The organism is Enterococcus casseliflavus NBRC 100478 (assembly GCF_001544095.1).
In the GTDB taxonomy this organism is placed as follows: Bacteria; Bacillota; Bacilli; order Lactobacillales; family Enterococcaceae; genus Enterococcus_D; species Enterococcus_D casseliflavus.
Map to the genome: position 1 here is coordinate 20,733 of NZ_BCPT01000008.1, position 17,539 is coordinate 38,271.

At 41.4% G+C, this 17,539-nt stretch carries 16 protein-coding genes; 14 read left to right on the forward strand and 2 right to left on the reverse strand.

Going from position 1 to position 17,539, the window contains the following annotated elements:
- The first annotated feature begins 315 nt into the window (after positions 1-315).
- The 7 genes from ECA1_RS08250 (at position 316) to ECA1_RS08280 (ending at position 9,305) form a co-directional block, all read left to right on the forward strand.
- Positions 316-2,436: a peptidoglycan D,D-transpeptidase FtsI family protein gene (locus ECA1_RS08250; protein WP_060792205.1), complete on the forward strand. Its 2,121-nt coding sequence runs from the start codon at positions 316-318 to the stop codon at positions 2,434-2,436.
- A 188-nt stretch (positions 2,437-2,624) separates the two neighbouring features.
- Positions 2,625-2,906, forward strand: coding sequence for a hypothetical protein (locus ECA1_RS08255; RefSeq protein ID WP_010749375.1), 282 nt, complete (start codon positions 2,625-2,627; stop codon positions 2,904-2,906).
- 3 nt (positions 2,907-2,909) lie between these two features.
- The gene (locus ECA1_RS08260; protein ID WP_060792206.1) at positions 2,910-4,946 is read left to right on the forward strand and encodes a cation:proton antiporter; all 2,037 of its coding nucleotides are present in this window, start codon (positions 2,910-2,912) and stop codon (positions 4,944-4,946) included.
- 203 nt (positions 4,947-5,149) lie between these two features.
- A complete protein-coding gene (locus ECA1_RS08265; RefSeq protein ID WP_010749377.1) occupies positions 5,150-7,057 on the forward strand; it encodes an ABC-F family ATP-binding cassette domain-containing protein in 1,908 nt (635 codons plus the stop codon).
- A gap of 16 nt (positions 7,058-7,073) precedes the next feature.
- Complete coding sequence (locus ECA1_RS08270) at positions 7,074-8,021, forward strand: thymidylate synthase (protein ID WP_060792207.1); 948 nt, start codon at positions 7,074-7,076, stop codon at positions 8,019-8,021.
- A 43-nt stretch (positions 8,022-8,064) separates the two neighbouring features.
- On the forward strand, positions 8,065-8,811 hold the full coding sequence (locus ECA1_RS08275; RefSeq protein ID WP_060792208.1) for a hypothetical protein: 747 nt from the start codon (positions 8,065-8,067) through the stop codon (positions 8,809-8,811).
- Between the two features lie 5 nt (positions 8,812-8,816).
- Positions 8,817-9,305, forward strand: coding sequence for a dihydrofolate reductase (locus ECA1_RS08280; protein WP_005229592.1), 489 nt, complete (start codon positions 8,817-8,819; stop codon positions 9,303-9,305).
- A 62-nt stretch (positions 9,306-9,367) separates the two neighbouring features.
- Here the strand turns inward: ECA1_RS08280 and trhA are convergent, their stop codons facing one another.
- On the reverse strand, positions 9,368-10,021 hold the full coding sequence (trhA, locus tag ECA1_RS08285; protein WP_005229593.1) for a PAQR family membrane homeostasis protein TrhA: 654 nt from the start codon (positions 10,019-10,021) through the stop codon (positions 9,368-9,370).
- A gap of 126 nt (positions 10,022-10,147) precedes the next feature.
- Between trhA and ECA1_RS08290 the strand changes: the two genes are divergently transcribed.
- From ECA1_RS08290 to lepB, 7 genes are all read left to right on the forward strand, one after another.
- Positions 10,148-10,990 (forward strand): DegV family protein, encoded by an 843-nt coding sequence (locus tag ECA1_RS08290; RefSeq protein WP_026008095.1) that lies wholly within the window; start codon positions 10,148-10,150, stop codon positions 10,988-10,990.
- Between the two features lie 212 nt (positions 10,991-11,202).
- Positions 11,203-12,189 carry an SGNH/GDSL hydrolase family protein gene (locus ECA1_RS08295; RefSeq protein WP_060792209.1) on the forward strand — a complete coding sequence of 329 codons (987 nt, stop codon included), beginning with the start codon at positions 11,203-11,205 and terminating at the stop codon, positions 12,187-12,189.
- Positions 12,186-12,836: a YpmS family protein gene (locus tag ECA1_RS08300; RefSeq protein ID WP_016610785.1), complete on the forward strand. Its 651-nt coding sequence runs from the start codon at positions 12,186-12,188 to the stop codon at positions 12,834-12,836. The genes ECA1_RS08295 and ECA1_RS08300 overlap by 4 nt, the downstream gene beginning before the upstream one ends.
- Complete coding sequence (gene msrA / locus ECA1_RS08305) at positions 12,836-13,357, forward strand: peptide-methionine (S)-S-oxide reductase MsrA (RefSeq protein ID WP_060792210.1); 522 nt, start codon at positions 12,836-12,838, stop codon at positions 13,355-13,357. The genes ECA1_RS08300 and msrA overlap by 1 nt, the downstream gene beginning before the upstream one ends.
- Positions 13,350-13,571, forward strand: coding sequence for a YozE family protein (locus ECA1_RS08310; RefSeq protein WP_005229600.1), 222 nt, complete (start codon positions 13,350-13,352; stop codon positions 13,569-13,571). The genes msrA and ECA1_RS08310 overlap by 8 nt, the downstream gene beginning before the upstream one ends.
- A 68-nt stretch (positions 13,572-13,639) precedes the next feature.
- The gene (locus tag ECA1_RS08315; protein WP_060792211.1) at positions 13,640-15,070 is read left to right on the forward strand and encodes a S41 family peptidase; all 1,431 of its coding nucleotides are present in this window, start codon (positions 13,640-13,642) and stop codon (positions 15,068-15,070) included.
- 31 nt (positions 15,071-15,101) lie between these two features.
- Positions 15,102-15,650, forward strand: a complete 549-nt coding sequence (lepB, locus tag ECA1_RS08320) for a signal peptidase I (RefSeq protein ID WP_005229602.1) — start codon at positions 15,102-15,104, stop codon at positions 15,648-15,650.
- 129 nt (positions 15,651-15,779) lie between these two features.
- Here the strand turns inward: lepB and ECA1_RS08325 are convergent, their stop codons facing one another.
- Positions 15,780-17,273, reverse strand: coding sequence for a helix-turn-helix domain-containing protein (locus tag ECA1_RS08325; RefSeq protein ID WP_060792212.1), 1,494 nt, complete (start codon positions 17,271-17,273; stop codon positions 15,780-15,782).
- Positions 17,274-17,539: the final 266 nt, after the last annotated feature.

Below are 17,539 nucleotides of genomic sequence, written 5' to 3' on the forward strand. Positions count from 1 at the left end.
AACTGCTTGTGTGTCGATTTTTCGTTTATATGAAAGATCCCATCGCTTCAATCGATCTAGTTTTCCACAAAAACTGAAATGTATATCTTGTTTCACGAAATCAACAAATGAAAAAACATAAGAAAGCTTAAAAAAACAATTTTTTCATGAAAGAGTGAAAATGAAACAATCTATCTGTGAAACATTCAGGCAGATATCGTTGAGTTTTTATAGTTTTTTCTAAGGATTAATGGATATTTTTTGTTTTTTCTGTTTCAGATCGAATTTTTTGGTAAAATAGGACAGTAGTCATTATAGATTGGAAGGATAGATGAGATGAAGAATTTGAAAGATAAAGTTGTCCAAGGGATACGTAAGGGGCCAGAAGAACCAAAGGCCAAATCGTATCGCAAATCTCATGTTCCATTTCGATTGAACTTTTTGTTTTTTATTATATTTGCTTTGTTTGTATCATTGATCGTCCAATTAGGCTATCTACAGATCGTCAATGGCGACAATATTGAGCAGCAATTGAAAGCTTCATCTGTAGTGGAAGTAAAAGGAAGTGCCCCTCGGGGGATGATTTACGATGCTTCTGGGAAAGCTTTAGTGGAAAATCAAGCCAATGCAGCAATCACTTTTACCCGTGGAAACAAAATGACCGCTCAAGATCTTTTAGAAACGGCCAAAAAATTGAGCGAGTTGATCGAAATGCCAGTCGACAAAAACTTGTCTGATCGAGATCTTAAGGACTTTTGGTTGGCAGATGAAGACAATCTTGAAAAAGCAACTGAACGATTGAGTGATGAAGAGCGTTCTTTAGGTACTTCTGAACAATATGCGGCAACCGTTGAGAAAGTGACTGAAGAAGAAATCAATTTTTCCGATGCCGAATTAGAAGCAGCCACGATTTTCAAGCGGATGAACAGCGCACAATCCTTGAGTACGGTCTTTATTAAGACGTCGGATGTGTCTGACCAAGAATTGGCAGTTGTTGCTGAAAACATGGTCGATTTACCAGGAATCTCCACCGGGACCGATTGGACACGAAAGATCGTTGAAGGAAGTTCTCTGGCTAGTTTGATCGGAACGGTGACTAGTGAAGAACAAGGAATACCTGAAGAAGTTTTAGACGAATTCTTAGAAAAAGGTTACGCACGTAATGATCGCGTTGGACGTAGTTATTTAGAACAGCAATATGAAGAAGTTTTACAAGGAACAAAATCCATCTCTGAAATATCGCTTGACAACAACAACAATATTGAAAGTCAAAAAGAAACCTTTGCAGGCGCAAAGGGGGATAATCTGGTTCTAACACTCGATGCTGAATTTCAAGCGAAAGTTGACAAGATTTTGCAAGACAATTTTCAAAAACTGATTGATTCTGGTGCTGCAGAGTATTCCCCAGGGGTATACGCAGTGGCGTTAAATCCGAAAACCGGCGGTGTCCTTTCCATGTCCGGGTATCATCATGACACGGGATCAAATGAAATGCAGGAAAATGCCATTGGTACCTTTATTAATTCCTTTGTACCAGGGTCCGTCGTCAAAGCAGGAACCTTGGCTGCCGGTTGGGAAAACGGCGTCTTAAACGGCAACGAAGTGCTGCTGGATCAACCAATCAGAATCGGCTCCGATGTAAAAGCTTCTATTTTCAACCCAACTGGGGCAAATAATCGCAATCTTTCTGCGGAGCAGTCATTGGAAGTTTCTTCTAACTCCTATATGATGCAAGTCGCTTTACGTTTGATGGGCATCAATTATCAGTCAGGCATCTCGATTCCAACAGTGGATCGTCAAGGGGATGTCTACGAAAAACTCCGTTCCTCTTTTGCCTCTTTTGGTATGGGAACTGAAACAGGTATCGATTTACCAGGAGAAGCAACTGGTATCAGCACATCTATTGAGAACATGGACCCTGTCAGTGATGGCGGAAAGATCCTCGACTTAGCATTCGGCCAGTTTGATACTTATACGACACTGCAACTGGCACAATATGCAGCAACTGTTGCTAATGGTGGCAAAAGATTGCAGCCTCACATCGTTGACGGAATCTACGACAATGATGAAACAGGCGGACTAGGTTCGCTGATTGAGGACATCGAACCAACGGTATTGAACGAGGTTGGTTTATCAGATGCGCAAATGCAAATTATCCAAAATGGTTTTTACGATGCGGTTCATGGAACGGATGCTTGGGCAACTGCCAAAGGCTTGGCTTCTGCGAAAATGGAAGTCTCTGCCAAAACAGGTACTGCCGAAACACCCATCGTGGATAGTAATGGCAATACCATCAGCTTAGTTAACTTAAACATCGTTGCCTACGGTCCAAGTAGTGATGCGGATATTGCGATTGCGATCGTGATGCCTCAATTAAAAGGAGACACCGATACGCATCCCAATATTCAAATCGCGAAAGAGATCATGGATGCTTATTACGACTTGTATATGAAATAAACAAAAAATCGCAGTGAAAGCTGCGGTTTTTTTAGTTTATAAGAATGCGGATAAAAAACCATCTTTTAGTGAGAAAGGCTTGCTATTTTTGAATGATTGGCTTAGAATACTAGCGGTCAAGAGATAATTTTGATTTATACGATAAATAAAAAGATAAACTGATAATAAAAGGGGCCCTAAGCACAATCATGAACAAGGAATGTTTAAGCAAACAAGAACTGATGAAACAGTTGGGACAATTTACACCAGCTGAAAAAAAAGAGATTCGTGAGTACTTGCAACGGAAAAATCCATTGCTTTTTCGTAAATTTGAGCGAATGAAACACGATCTTTACCGCTTGGAATCACGGCGTGTCCAATGCGAAATTGAAAATAACGAAAAGGAGTTAGATCTTTTAAACGATAAGATCCTTTTGAAAAAAGAAGATTTTCTTGAGCTGTTATTAGCTATTCGAAAGAAAAGAGGGTAATGGATGGAATTTATTGAACTCGTCATTATCATTGCAATTCTCGTCACGTTATCAAATGTGGCGAGCAAAATATTACCCTCGGTACCGATCTTTTTTATTCAAATCATCTTAGGGATTTTACTAGGTTTAACAGAAATGGGACAGGAAATCGCTTTTGAACCGGAAATGTTTTTAGTAATGATCATTGGACCATTGCTGTTTCGTGAAGGAGAACGAGCAGATGTACCTGAAATCCTCAAAAACAGCAAGATCGTATTGTTTTTGGCTTTTGGCGGCGTTTTAATGACACTGTTTGCTGTCGGCGGAACGCTCCATTGGTTGATGCCCACGATTCCTCTGGCTGCTTGTTTCGCTTTTGGTGCTGCGTTAGGACCAACTGATGCAGTGGCAGTCTCCTCATTAGCAAAACGTTTGAAAATTTCCAAAAACATTATGCACATTCTGGAAGGCGAGGGCTTACTGAACGATGCTTCAGGGGTTACCGCATTGCAGTTTGCTATCGTAGCTTTGACCACCGGGAGCTTTTCAGCAGCCAACGCAGGGTTCCAGCTCCTATTCTCTAGTATCGGCGGCGGGCTTGTCGGTTACTTGATCGTGTGGCTGAAACGCCGAATTTTGCGCTTTATTGAAAAAATCTCGGCACAAGATGTCACAGTATACTTATTGATTGAACTGCTCTTGCCATTTGCTGCCTATTTGCTGGCCGAAATGATTGGCGTCTCAGGGATTATCGCAGCAGTTGTGGCAGGTGTAGCCCAAGCCCAAAGAAAACGCCGGATCTCATTGTTTGATGCAGAGCTGGCGAACATTTCAGAAAGTACTTGGTCGACCATTGTCTTTACATTGAATGCATTGGTGTTTCTTTTTCTAGGAATCGAGTTGTCACAAGTATTTTCACCAATCTGGGAGAGCAATAATTATGCAAACTGGCATCTAGTGATTACGATTTTGGTGATCACGGCGGTGATCTTCCTTGTTCGTTTTCTCTTTTTGTTGTTTTACTATTGGTTTTTACAGTCAAAAAAACAAGTATCAATGAATCAAGTCGCCTTGTTGACTTTTGGCGGAGTCAAGGGAACAGTCAGTTTGGCAGCCATCTTTATTTTGCCTGTGATGGTGCATGATGCACCCTTTCATGAAAGAGGCTTGCTTCTGTTTTTGACCGCTTGTGTGATCTTACTGACATTGATCATCAGCGTGATGGTCTTGCCATACTTGGCAGATGGGGAAGCTGCCGAAAGCGTCGACTTCAATCACTTGCTGATCTTAGAAGACGTCATCGAACAATTGGAAGCAGAAGAAAAGCAAGAACTCTCGGATAAAGGCCGTTTAGCGATCGATGCTGTCATCAATTCCTATGAAAATCGGCGCTGGGAGTTGTATCGCAATAGTTTGACTGATTCAGAAAAACAAGAAATCCAAGAAATTCAAGGATTGATCCTATCGATCGAACAAGACGGCTTGGATGAAGCTTATCGAAATGGGAAAGTCAGCTTAAATGGCTACCGTTTTTATTCACGGTTTATTTCTCAGCAACAGCATTCCCTCGCAAAACAAATTCTCTCATTCTTTAGTTTTTGGCTCTTCTTTATTCAGCGATTTATCCGTATTTTGATTCATCCTCGCTTGTTTTTACAGCGACAGCAGCAGCTAAAAGCTGCCTTGAAGCAACGAGACATTTCTGAAGTACAAAAAATTTACATAAAGAACAGTGAATATATTTTTCATAGTTTGAGCAATTTAGAAGATGTCTATGATTCCTCGCTGATCAATTTCTTTATTCGTCAACGAGAAATGAGCATCAAACGATTTGAACACAGCAATTTCATTGAAACGATCATGATCGAGCAAGACCCGATTTTTGTTAAGAAAGTCCTTTGGGGCTATTACCTTGAGCGCAAGACGATCGATGAATATGAAGTGGCGGAAAAAATCTCAACGATTTCTGCAAATGAATACCGACGCAATGTCAATCTGTTAGAATCGTATGCGATGTCTCGAGCAGAAGAACAGCCGAAGCAGCGAATGTTTCGCCGATAATACGTCTCAAGAGGCGCACAACTTGAGGCACGTTTTATGGAGTGTCTTCGTCAGGTTATTCCTAAAAGATGATCAACAGCGATGATCAGAAGGAGTAGACTGACGAAGGCATTCTTTTTTTACAAAAATTGATTTTTTTCTCTCATCGTTTCCGCTGATGAAATGTGGTACAATGAGCGAAGAAAAAACTCAGGAGGGATTCTGTGAAAGAATTAAAAGTAAGTGAATTAACCAAAACATATGGTGAAAAAACACTGTTTGATCAGCTTTCTTTTCTGATACATGAAAAAGATCGAATCGGTTTGATCGGTGTCAATGGCACGGGTAAATCGAGTTTGTTACGGATCTTGGCCGGTTTGGATCGCGGTGATGGCGATCGCCAAACGGTATTTGCCGCCCAAGATTATCGCATCGGTTTCTTGACTCAAGACAATCAGTTACAAGAAGAATTATCTGTTGTAGATGCTGTTTTTCAAGGCACCAGTCCGCTGATTCGCGTTGTTCGTGACTATGAAAAAGCGCTGATTGCCTTAGAGAATAATGGCTTGGATCAACAAACGCAACGGAATTATCAGTTGGCAGAAGAAGCGATGAATAAAGCCGATGCTTGGAATACAGATACAACTGCCAAGATCATTTTACAAAAACTTGGGATCAATGAGTTAGAAAAAAAGGTCAGTGAATTATCTGGAGGTCAAAAGAAACGAGTGGCTATGGCTCAAGTATTGATCGATGAACCAGACTTGTTGTTATTGGATGAACCGACTAACCACTTAGATTATGATGCGATCCAATGGTTGGAAGGCTATCTAAAAAATTATCGGGGTGCATTATTGATGGTGACCCACGATCGCTACTTTTTGGATCGAGTCGTTAATCGGATCTTTGAATTGTCCTTTGGTAAGCTACATGAATATCAGGGCAATTACGAGACGTATCTTCATGCTCGAGCAGAAAGAGAACGTGTGGAGGAGACGCAAGAAGACAAGCGCAAGCAGTTGTACAAACATGAGTTGGCTTGGATTCGCACTGGAGCGAAGGCCCGTACAACGAAACAACAGGCACGGATCGATCGTTTCGATGATTTAAAAGAAAACCTACATCAAGTAAAACGAAACGGCGAAGTGGCCATTGATGTTGCTACGACACGCTTAGGCAAACAAGTCTTAGAGCTAAAAGATGCGAGTTATCAGATTGAAAACAAAACGATTTTGTCTCACTTTGATTTGTTGATTCAATCAAGAGAACGCTTAGGGATCACAGGAGAAAACGGAGCGGGTAAATCAACGTTGCTCAATATTTTAGCTGGACGCCTGCCTTTAGAAGAAGGAGAGCGTACGATGGGCGTGACTGTGAAAATGGCTTATTATACGCAAACGATTGAAGCGATGAACCCTGATCAGCGAATGATTGCGTATTTGCAAGAAGCAGCCGAGGAAGTGCAAAAAGTGGATGGCTCCCAAGTCAGTGTCGCAGAAATGCTGGAACAGTTTTTATTTCCGCGATCCATGCATGGCACCAAGATCGGCAAGCTGTCTGGCGGGGAAAAACGACGACTATTTTTACTCAAGCTATTGATTGGACAGCCAAATGTTCTCTTGTTAGATGAACCGACCAACGATTTGGATATTGATACCTTGACGATTTTGGAAAGTTATTTGGAAACATTTCCAGGTGCAGTCATCACTGTTTCCCATGACCGCTACTTTTTAGATAAAGTTGCCCAAAAATTGCTGATCTTCGAAGGAAATGGCAGGATTACGTCCTACTTTGGTTCCATCAATGAATATCTAGCAGCCAATACCAATAAAGCTAGTTCGAGTGTACTAGAGCCAAAAGAAACAAAAACCGATTCACTTTCTGCTGAAAGTGAGGCGTCTGCTGCAGCGCCTGTCAAAAAGAAACTGAGTTATATGGAACAAAAAGAGTGGGCGACGATTGAAGATGATATCGCGGCATTAGAAGAAAAAGCAGCCGCTTTGACCGAAGAAATGAATCATCAAGGCGCGGACTTTACTAAGCTGCAAAAATTACAGCAAGAAATCAGCGAGGTTGAAACGCAACTGGCAGAAAAAATGGATCGTTGGGAATATTTGAGCGAATTTGTGTAGAGTAAAGGAGAGAACGATGGAACAAGCATATTTAGATCTAGGAAGAAAAATATTAGCAGAAGGCAATGATAAAAGTGATCGTACAGGAACGGGAACACGCAGTGTCTTTGGTCATCAAATGCGTTTTGATCTGTCCCAAGGCTTTCCATTGCTGACAACAAAAAGAGTTCCTTTTGGCTTGATCAAGAGCGAATTATTGTGGTTTCTAAAGGGAGATACCAATATCCGCTACCTGCTGGAACATAATAACCACATTTGGGATGAATGGGCGTTTGAACGCTATATTAAAAGTGATGCTTATACAGGTCATGATATGACAGACTTTGGTCGCCGTTCATTAGTGGATGAAGCTTTCAATGAACAGTATCAACATGAGTTGAAACTATTTTGTGAAAAAATCTTAGCCGATGATGCTTTCGCTGAAACTTTCGGCGATTTGGGCCATGTATATGGGTATCAATGGCGGCATTGGGAAAAAAGTACGGGCGGGTTTATCGATCAAATCAAAGAAGTGATCGACATGATCAAAACGACGCCGGATTCTCGCCGTCTGATCGTCTCCGCATGGAATCCTGAAGATGTACCGACGATGGCGTTGCCACCTTGTCACACAATGTTTCAATTTTATGTTCATGAGGGTCGCTTAAGCTGTCAGCTGTATCAACGCAGTGCCGATGTCTTTTTAGGCGTTCCCTTCAATATTGCTAGTTATGCGCTATTAACGCACCTGATTGCTCATGAAACTGGACTAGAAGTCGGGGATTTTGTCCATACATTAGGCGATGCTCATCTGTACAGCAATCATATGGAACAGATGAAGGAACAGTTGACTCGTTCGGTACGTCCTGCGCCAACCTTACAGTTAAATCCTGAAAAACAGTCGATTTTTGATTTTGAAATGGAAGATATTACCTTGGCAGGGTATGATCCGCATCCAACGATCAAAGCACCGATCGCAGTTTAAGTGGTTGTTTGGTTTCATTTCATAAAGAAAGGAATGAGGCGTAATGGTAAATACCCACAAGCGAGGCTTTGCGGCGACCTTTCATCAGAGACATGCTGGATCGATTACTGTAGCGCTCATTGAGCAAGTCATCGATTTCTTGCATCAGCACTATGCTGCAGTTTGGCTATCCGTATCCGAAGAAACAGTGCCAGAGCTAAAGGAAGCCATTCGATCAAATCAGCAGTGTACTGCCATTTTTATACCAGCAAAAGGAGCAGCGGATGCCCGCAGAAGGCTTGTTTTTGCTGCCCAGCACCACCTGCCAGCTCTGGATTCGCTGCATATTTGTGATTTTGATCGCGTGGTGACGTGGATTAAGACCTATCCAGAAGAACTAGTGGCAATAAGCAAAAAGCCTTTACCTGCGAATACGTATTGTATCCTTGGACGAACTGCAAGGGCATTTGCGAGTCATCCGCAAACGTGGCAAAGAACGGAGCGCCTGATCAACGAGATCGCTGCTGACTTCTTTCAAATAGAAGAAGTTGATGTCGCAGCTGGCAGTGCTCTCTTTCCAATTTCCCTGATACCGACCTTGCTGAAAAACAACAACGCGCATTTAAACGATGGGGAATGGCCGCGAAATGTCCAAGGAAGCGGCGGCACAATTGTTTACCAAGCCTGTGATGGCTTGCGCTTTGAGGAGCGCAACAAAGATCCATTTGAGCATGAATCAGCTTTTCAGCTGATGCAGCGGCTGCAGGTTGCTGCTATTATTTCGGAATCATTTTATACAGAAGGGATGTAATTTTTATGTTGATCGCACTTTGGGCACAAGATCAAAAGGGGTTGATCGGAGCGGATGGTACACTGCCGTGGCATTTGCCGAATGATTTGAAATTTTTTAAAGAGCAAACTATCAATAATACGATTATAATGGGGCGCAAAACCTTTGAAGGCATGGGAAAAAGATTACTGCCACAGCGTACGACGATCGTTTTGACGAGTGATCGGGATTATCAAGCCAACGGCGCCTTAGTGATGCATGACCGTGAGGAAATTTTGGCGTATGTGAAGCAGCAAGAGCATCCCGTTTTTTTAACTGGTGGAGCAGGTGTTTTTGAAGCGATGATTGACGATTGCGATCAATTGTACCGTACAGTGATCGCTGCGGAATTTAACGGAGATGTGTATTTCCCAGAGATTGATTGGACGCAATGGAAACTTGATCATGTGATCGATGGGATTGTCGATGAAAAGAACCATTATCCCCATCAATTTGAATTTTATCGTAGAAAATAAAAGAACAGGAAGCTTTCTGCAGCGAAAGTTTCCTGTTCTTTTTTTGTAAGCAGGCTTCATTTTTAGGTATACAACAAGACGGAAAAGTACATCAGTCCAGCACCTAACATAACGAATAAGTGCCAAACCACATGCATGAACCGAACGGATTTTAAACTATAGAATAGCGCACCTACAGTATAAGAAACACCACCGCTTGCTAGTAAAAAGGTTCCCCAGTAGCCTAAATGTTCGATCAGAGGTTTAAAGGCAATAACACATAACCAGCCCATGATGATGTAGATCAGGGTGGAGATTTTTGAGACGGTCTCTTTTTTATGAAGAGTCAGTGACTTATAAACGATGCCGCTAATTGCTAGTAGCCAAATCAAGACAAAGAGTGACCAGCCAAGCCAGCCTTGGATACTAAGCAAGCAAAAAGGTGTATAACTTCCAGCGATCAGCAAGAAAATGGAGGCATGATCAAAGACTTGGAAGACCTTTTTTGCTTTGGTAAAAATCAAACTGTGAAATAAGGTAGAAAAGAGGAAGAGCAAAATCATCATCGACCCATAAATGGCATAGGAAACGATGTGGATAGGTGACCCTAGATTTGCCCCCTTGATTAAGAGGATGACCAGTCCTGCGATACTCAGTCCTAATCCGATCCCGTGGGTTACTGCATTTAATACTTCATTGACGATCAAATATCTGCGACTAAACTTCATGTGCTGCATTCGGCACCGTCCTTTCGAATCGAAATTAGATGAAAAAAAATTTTCTCTCTGTTATACTTAGTATAAATGGTCTATGGTTATTTTACCACGAAAAAAGACTTGATTTAAAGAGAGAGTGAATATATGATGGCAAATCTTAAAATTGTGACAGATTCTTCCAGTACGATGGAACCAAGTGTCCGTGATGCTTTGGCTATCCATGTCGTGCCTTTATCTGTAATGATCGATGGTGTCGTTTATCCAGATGATGAAACGCTGCCGGGAGAAAAATTTATGCAAATGATGGCGCAAGCCAAAGAATTACCTAAAACTAGCCAGCCGCCGATCGGTCATTTTGTAGAACTGTATGACGAATTAGGCAAAGATGGCAGTGAAATACTATCGATTCATATGACCAAAGGTCTTAGTGGAACTGTGGAAGCGGCTCGTCAAGCCAGTCATTTATCAAAAGCCAAAGTCACTGTGATCGATAGCGACACGACAGACCAAGCGTTGGCTTTTCAAGTGATTCGGGCAGCAGAATTGGCTAAAGCCGGTAAGACATTAGAAGAAGTTTTACCAGAAGTGGATCTGGTGCGTGAGCATACAAAATTATTTATCGGCGTTTCAACGTTAGAAAACTTAGTAAAAGGTGGGCGCATCAGTCGTGCCAAAGGTCTTTTATCGAGCTTACTGAACATGAAAGTGATCATGGATTTTGATCATTCAGAACTGATTCCAGTCGTCAAAGGACGCGGCGTCAAGACGTTCAATAAATGGTTTGAGGAATTAAAAGCAGAATTGAAGAATATGCCAAAAGTGACGAAAATTGGTATTTCTCATGCAGAAGGGTTAGAAATCACGGAACGTTTCCAAAAAGAACTAGCAGAATTGTTTCCTGACTTGGAGATCCCATTGCTTCACACAACACCGATCATCGCCACTCATACAGGTAGAGGTGCGTTTGCGATCACTTACAGTACGGAATAAAAAAGGTGCTTCCTTTCAGCGATTCGTTTGACGACGAATCGCTTTTTGGTGTATGAAAAGCTGAAAGAAAGAAAAAGCAGAATGAAGCTGCGATTCTTTGTCTATTCAGAGAGTAGGGAGCTGTTTTCTTTCTTAAGTTTGAAGGATTGCGACTAGGAATTTTATGAGAATTTTGTTAAAATAGCAAAGATTACAAAGGAGTTTGAATACCTGTGAAATGGAAGAAATTAGTAACTTATTTGATCGTTGTGGGACTGATAGCCGTTGGAACGGGTGTACTGTTTCATTTAGCTATTCCCAAAGCGCAACCACTGCTGACCCCTGTGGATAAGCTAGCAGCCAATGATTCGAAAAAATCCGCCATTGAATACCTCGCACTTGGGGATTCATTGACAGAGGGTGTTGGAGATGAAACAGCTCGGGGCGGCTTTGTGCCTATTTTGGCAGGAGATCTAGAGGACCGCTATGATCTGAGCAATTTAGTAACCAAAAATTATGGGGTCGCTGGTGAACGAAGCGACCAGATTTTAAAACGAGTCAAAAATGATGAAGACTTGCGCCAAGACCTTAGTCAAGCGGACCTGATTACTTTGACCGTCGGCGGAAATGACGTCTTAAAAGTGATCCAAAGCAATTTCTTCGGTCTGAGTATCGAGACGTTTACGGAACCGATGGCAGAATATAATGAACGCTTAAAAGATTTATTCGCTCAAATCCGTGAACTAAATAGCGATGCCCCAATCTATGTTTTGGGTATTTACAATCCATTTTATCTGAACTTTCCAGAGATCACCGACATGCAGACGATCATTGATAACTGGAATAAACAGACGGAAACGTTCGTCAATCAGCAAGAAAATGCCTTTTTTATTCCTATCAACGATTTGCTCTATAAAGGGTTAAGTGATGAGGTCGGTATTGCGGATACAGAAGAAGACGCAACTGAGGAAACAACACAAACAACCGACACTGGAAGTTTACCTGAGTCATCGGCGCCAAATGCTGATGAGACACAAAGCAGCACGTCGGCGACTACCGACTCATCGCAAGCTGTCGGGAATAATATCACCAACAATGTTTTGTATGAAGGCGATCGCTTCCATCCCAATAATCTTGGGTATCAACTGATGGCGAATGCCGTTCGCGATGAAGTGATCAAAACACAAAACTATTGGTTGCTAGAGGAGGAAGCAAAATGAAACCAAGCGAATCAAAGAAGCAGCCGGAAAAAACAGCTGCAAGCACTAAAAAATCGATCAACTACTGGAAAATTGCTTTTCTAGTTCTGGTCGGCATCCTATTGGGGACAACGGTTTTCTTTGCTTCAAGAATTTTTCAGCAGCGAGAAACTGGCTTAAATGAAAGTGCTGAACTTGTTCAACGGGAGGGCAGTCCTGTTCTGACCGTTAACAGCAACAAAAGCCAAGTCAATCAATTGATTGATTTTTATCTATCTGATTTTCAAAAGGATCAAGAGGTAAAATATAATTTTGAGCTGAGAAACGAAGCACTCTTAACAGGCGAGTTTCAAGTATTAGGGTTTCCTATCACGTTTTATCTCTATTTTGATCCTTATGTGACAGAAGAAGGCAATGTCCAATTAAAAGCCAAAAGTTTATCGATTGGCACCTTGGATTTGCCCACCAGTGAAGTAATGAAAATGATCAAACGTAGTTTTAAATTTCCCGAATGGATCGATGTCAATGCCGATGAACAAATTATACTGATACGATTGGATCAATTCCGCATGCAAAACGGATTGTTCATCAAGGCAAACAAAATCAATCTTGTAGATGATGAAATTCAAATGAGCTTATATTTACCAGCTGAAACGGAGGATGAATAATGGAACGAGCAATTTTTGCAGGTGGGTGTTTCTGGTGTATGATCCAGCCCTTTGATGAACTCGAAGGGGTGCATTCGATTTTTTCTGGCTATACCGCAGGACATACCGAAAATCCAACCTATGAAGAAGTCAAAAGCCATCAAACAGGGCATACTGAAGCAGTAGAAATCATTTTCGACCCAGAAAAAATCAGTTATGAGGAGCTCTTGACGATTTATTGGCAGCAAACAGATCCAACCGATGCTTTTGGCCAATTTGAAGATCGCGGCGACAATTATCGTCCGGTTATCTTCTATTTTAACGAAGAGCAGCGAAAAAAAGCCGAAGCCAGCAAAGCAGCACTTCAGGCTTCCGGTCGCTTTATCGATCCGATCGTGACTACGATCGAACCAGCGCAACCCTTTTATTTAGCTGAAGAAGAACATCAAGAGTACTACAAAAAGAATCCTGAAAATTTTGCTCGCAATCATGCCCGTCGAGCAGCCTTTTTAGAAGATCATTGGGAGCAAGAACATGCGTAAAAGTTTTTATAGCTATTTAATGGCAGTCAAAGGTCCGAGTCATACAGATGAGGCTCAGATCTTTGCCACTCATGCGAGTCATGATATTCAGTTTCCAAAGCACAGTGATGATTATGATGAAGTCTCTTCTTATCTGGAACTAAACGTTGATTATTTGCCATCCATGGATATTTTTGATCGTATCTGGGCAGAGTATCTCGAAAATAACAAATAAAAACGTCCTTCGTTTTGCCTGCACAAATGCTCAGAACGAAGTTGTTTTTTCTCAGAGAGGTGTTGTGAATGAAAAATGTAACGACAAGCCGATATATCGTTTCTCTTGTCTGTGTCGCGATTTTGTCGGGAGGCGGTGTCTACTTATGGCAAACAGCCCAGCAAAATCAGCAGACGACACAACCGGCGACAGAAACGACGACAGAAGCCAGCGGGATGGAGAAAATCCAGTCGTTGTATGACCAGATTCTTGCGAATTATTACCAAGAAGTCGATGAGGATGCATTGATCGAGGGTGCTCTTCAAGGGATGACCGATGCGCTTGACGATCCTTACACGACGTATCTGAACCAATCAGATGCGGATAACTTGGATCAGTCCCTCTCAGGAAGTTTTGAAGGGATCGGTGCTACTTTGTCGATCGTGGAAGACTATCCCGAGGTCGCACAAGCGCCAATCAAAAACACCCCTGCAGAAAAAAGTGGTCTGCGCATGAATGATCGAATCGTCAAAGTTGATGGGGAAGATACGCAAGGTCAGGAATTGTCTGAAGTCGTGAGTAAGATTCGAGGGGAAAAAGGCACGCAGGTGACGTTAACGATTCAGCGTGGAGCAGATACCTTTGATGTGGAAATCACTCGGGACGTGATCCCAATCGAAACGGTCCATGGTGAACTGGTTGAAAATGATGATACGATCGGTCGAATTGATATTACCTCCTTTGCCGAAAACACAGCAGCTGAGTTGAAAGAAACAATCACCGAGTTGCGGGAAGACGGTGCGAAGTCGTTTGTTCTTGATCTAAGACAAAATCCTGGTGGATTGCTGGATCAAGTCCAGATCATGGCAAGTATGTTTTTAGAAAACGGCCAAACGATCGTGAAGTTTGCCAACAATCAAGGGGTTGTCAGTGAGACCAAAGCGAGCGAAGCATTGGATGAAGGATTCAAAGTCACAGAGCCAGTCGTTGTTTTAGTCGACGGCGGCAGTGCCTCCGCAGCTGAGATTTTTGCCGCAGCCTTGCAAGAATCAGCGGATATCCCAGTCGTTGGTACGGAAACCTTTGGTAAGGGGACCGTTCAAAATGTGAAGGATTTGGGGGATAATAGTGAATTAAAAATGACGGTCATGAAATGGCTGACACCGAATGAAAATTGGGTCAACGATCAAGGTGTGATGCCAGACTATGAAGAGGATTATCCAGAATATGCGTATTTCCCGCCATTACCTCGTGATAATGCCTTAAAAGCTGGACAATCGTCAACGGCTGTCAACAATCTGAATCAATTTCTTGAAGCGTTAGGGTATGCCACGAGCGGCGATACCTTCAATGACGAGACGACTGCAGCTGTGAAAGCCTTCCAAGAAGCTCATGACCTAAAGGCAACTGGTGAAGTCGATGCCGACACTGCCCAAGCAATTGAAAAAGAAGTAGCAGAAAAACTCAAAGCAGAGGACCCAGCGTACTTAAAAGCACTGTCCTTGCTTTCAGAAAAATAAGTAAGGAATAAATCGGAGAGGAGGTAGATTTGTGAATGCCAAGAAACAGTGGATCGATCGTTTTTGGCTAGTCGTAAAATATGCCTTGATCGCCTTTGCAACAGCCTTCTTGATTCGGGCATTTTTACTGATTCCGGTTCCTGTTGAAGGGAACTCCATGGAAGGAACGTTGCAACAAGGAGATATGGTAGTCATCGAAAAGATTTCACCGATCCAGCGTTTTGATGTCGTTGTTTTCCAGCTGCCAGATGGTTCGACCTATATCAAGCGGGTGATTGGCTTGCCGGGTGAGTCGGTGAAATATGTCAATGATCAGCTTTACATTGATGATGAACCGGTAGATGAAGATTTTCTAGTGAAAAACCGCAGCAACGATCATGAGTCTGCCTCTTATACCAATGATTTTGATTTGGAATCTTTATTGGGCGTTGAGAAATTAGGCAAAGACAGTTATTTTGTCATTGGTGATAATCGACGTGCCTCTAAAGATAGCCGCTCCTTTGGTCCTATATCAGGCGATGCGATTTTAGGCAATGCCCGCTTTGTTTATTATCCATTGACTCATATTCGGCTGATTTAGACTGAGAAAAATAGAATGTTCCTAACTAAACATCCCCCCTTGGAATCATCTGTTGATTCCAAGGGGGGATTTTGTATAGCAATGATCCTTTTTCAAAAGGATGTGGTTTGTATCGAGAAAAGGGTGGACTTAGGCGCTATTGGCAGTTATTCTTTTTATTTTTTCATTAAAAGCAGCCAAAAGTTTCTGACACAAATTCGTTTCAAAATCACGGTAACGGCAAAAATCAATGATCGCCGTGTTTTCCTCAGTTGTAAAAGGAGGTAAAAGCTGTGGGGAACTCAGAATATAAAAGTCAAAAGGTTCCTCTGTTGGCAGCGTGATCCGTTCAATTTCAACATAGGGCAATCGTTCACATATATTAAACACTTCCATTGAGACCAAGTAATTGGATACATAGACAAAAGCAACTTTAAGCTTATATTTCTGTTCCTTTTCGATGTAAATGGGGTAAAGCAAACACGCTTGATAAAAAGCAAGATCCGTATAACAGGCTTTTAACCACTCGTAGCCTTTGCGGTTTGCTATTTTACGCCAAAAGCTCTGAATCGTATTTGTCAAAATCGTATGTAATGGGTACTTATCTTTGATTATAGTAGCTTCAAAAAAATTTAAAAGAGGAACTTTTTGCTTGAATATGCAGAACTTCAGCAATGTAAGATATGTATTCATATAAAGAAACGATTGTTGGTCGAAATCAAAATCACAGAGAAATTTTTGGCAGTGTGCTTCAAATTCAGCCATCAGTTCCTTTAACTCCGATTTTTCATGCTTGTAACAGTCTTGAATGATCGGAAGGCGCACGTCTGCCGCTGAAGTTAGCATTGGCCAGTAATAAAAAAGGAAAAACAAAGCATTGATCTCAAGAATATCTATAGCTGAATCAATGATTTCAAAAAACGCTGAAAAGAAATCAAGATTTTCACCACTGGGAATAAAGGACTGGTTCGTTAACTGATAAAGATTTGTCGCGTGGCCATTCTTGATACGAAATAGACAGATTTTGCAATGAAGCAAGGCTTCTTTTTTGCCAATCTCATACTTGCTTTTGTACTTCGTTCCTTCGTAAGTCACAAAAAGTTCTTCGATCTCTTGATCAAATGCCTTCGCCAAACTATCTCCTAAAGAAATGTGCCAGATAAAATTAAACAATAAGATGCGAATCACCATCTCCGAACCTGTAAGTGCCATAGCGGACTGATTTAACGTCACGTTGAATTCTTTCAAATGGTCTTGCAGCTTCTTTGTTTGCCGAAAGCAAGTCGAACGACTGATATAGTTTCTTTGGCAAAATGCCAGTAAACTTTCATCTTGATTGGTCAAGATGCTTAACAATAATTTGTAAGAAATACTTTCTTGCGCTAAAAATTGCTGATATTGGTTGTATTCAATCAAATTTTTAGGAAGATTCAGGGTGTTTTTATGTAATGAAAGATTCACTGGGGAGAGATTTTGCAAGTCGATTTGGATCGAGGAAAGTAAACTTTTCAATCGTGTTGCACTTAAGTGGGTCAGATTTTTCACGAACTCTAGGTTGTATTCACCCGGAGCAATTGATAATAGTTTTCCGTAGAGTCCGATTTTGTCTAACGCTCGGGTATCTAAGAGTATTTTTTCAATCAAATGATCACCTTCTTATTTTATTAATAACTTATTTATATAACGGTGTAAAGACACGTCTCAAAACTTTTGCTTTTTTTTAGAAAAATTGAGACAAATTTTTCATAGAACTGTCTCATAAAGAACAAAAATAGAAATCGCAGGTGAAAAACAATAGTTTTTTTACATTATTAAATAACATATCGATAATGAATTAACTTTAAAATAACCAGCTTTTTTTCATTATGAATAACTACAGGTGTGCCAATTAGTTCTATTTTTCAGAAAAT

Excerpts from the sequence above, each read along its gene's own strand:
- ECA1_RS08250 (WP_060792205.1), top strand. The coding sequence starts at position 316 with ATGAAGAATTTGAAAGATAAAGTTGTCCAAGGGATACGTAAGGGGCCA.
- ECA1_RS08255 (WP_010749375.1), top strand. The coding sequence starts at position 2,625 with ATGAACAAGGAATGTTTAAGCAAACAAGAACTGATGAAACAGTTGGGA.
- ECA1_RS08260 (WP_060792206.1), top strand. The coding sequence starts at position 2,910 with ATGGAATTTATTGAACTCGTCATTATCATTGCAATTCTCGTCACGTTA.
- ECA1_RS08270 (WP_060792207.1), top strand. The coding sequence starts at position 7,074 with ATGGAACAAGCATATTTAGATCTAGGAAGAAAAATATTAGCAGAAGGC.
- ECA1_RS08275 (WP_060792208.1), top strand. The coding sequence starts at position 8,065 with ATGGTAAATACCCACAAGCGAGGCTTTGCGGCGACCTTTCATCAGAGA.
- ECA1_RS08280 (WP_005229592.1), top strand. The coding sequence starts at position 8,817 with ATGTTGATCGCACTTTGGGCACAAGATCAAAAGGGGTTGATCGGAGCG.
- trhA (WP_005229593.1), bottom strand. The coding sequence starts at position 10,021 with ATGCAGCACATGAAGTTTAGTCGCAGATATTTGATCGTCAATGAAGTA.
- ECA1_RS08290 (WP_026008095.1), top strand. The coding sequence starts at position 10,148 with ATGGCAAATCTTAAAATTGTGACAGATTCTTCCAGTACGATGGAACCA.
- ECA1_RS08300 (WP_016610785.1), top strand. The coding sequence starts at position 12,186 with ATGAAACCAAGCGAATCAAAGAAGCAGCCGGAAAAAACAGCTGCAAGC.
- msrA (WP_060792210.1), top strand. The coding sequence starts at position 12,836 with ATGGAACGAGCAATTTTTGCAGGTGGGTGTTTCTGGTGTATGATCCAG.
- ECA1_RS08310 (WP_005229600.1), top strand. The coding sequence starts at position 13,350 with ATGCGTAAAAGTTTTTATAGCTATTTAATGGCAGTCAAAGGTCCGAGT.
- ECA1_RS08315 (WP_060792211.1), top strand. The coding sequence starts at position 13,640 with ATGAAAAATGTAACGACAAGCCGATATATCGTTTCTCTTGTCTGTGTC.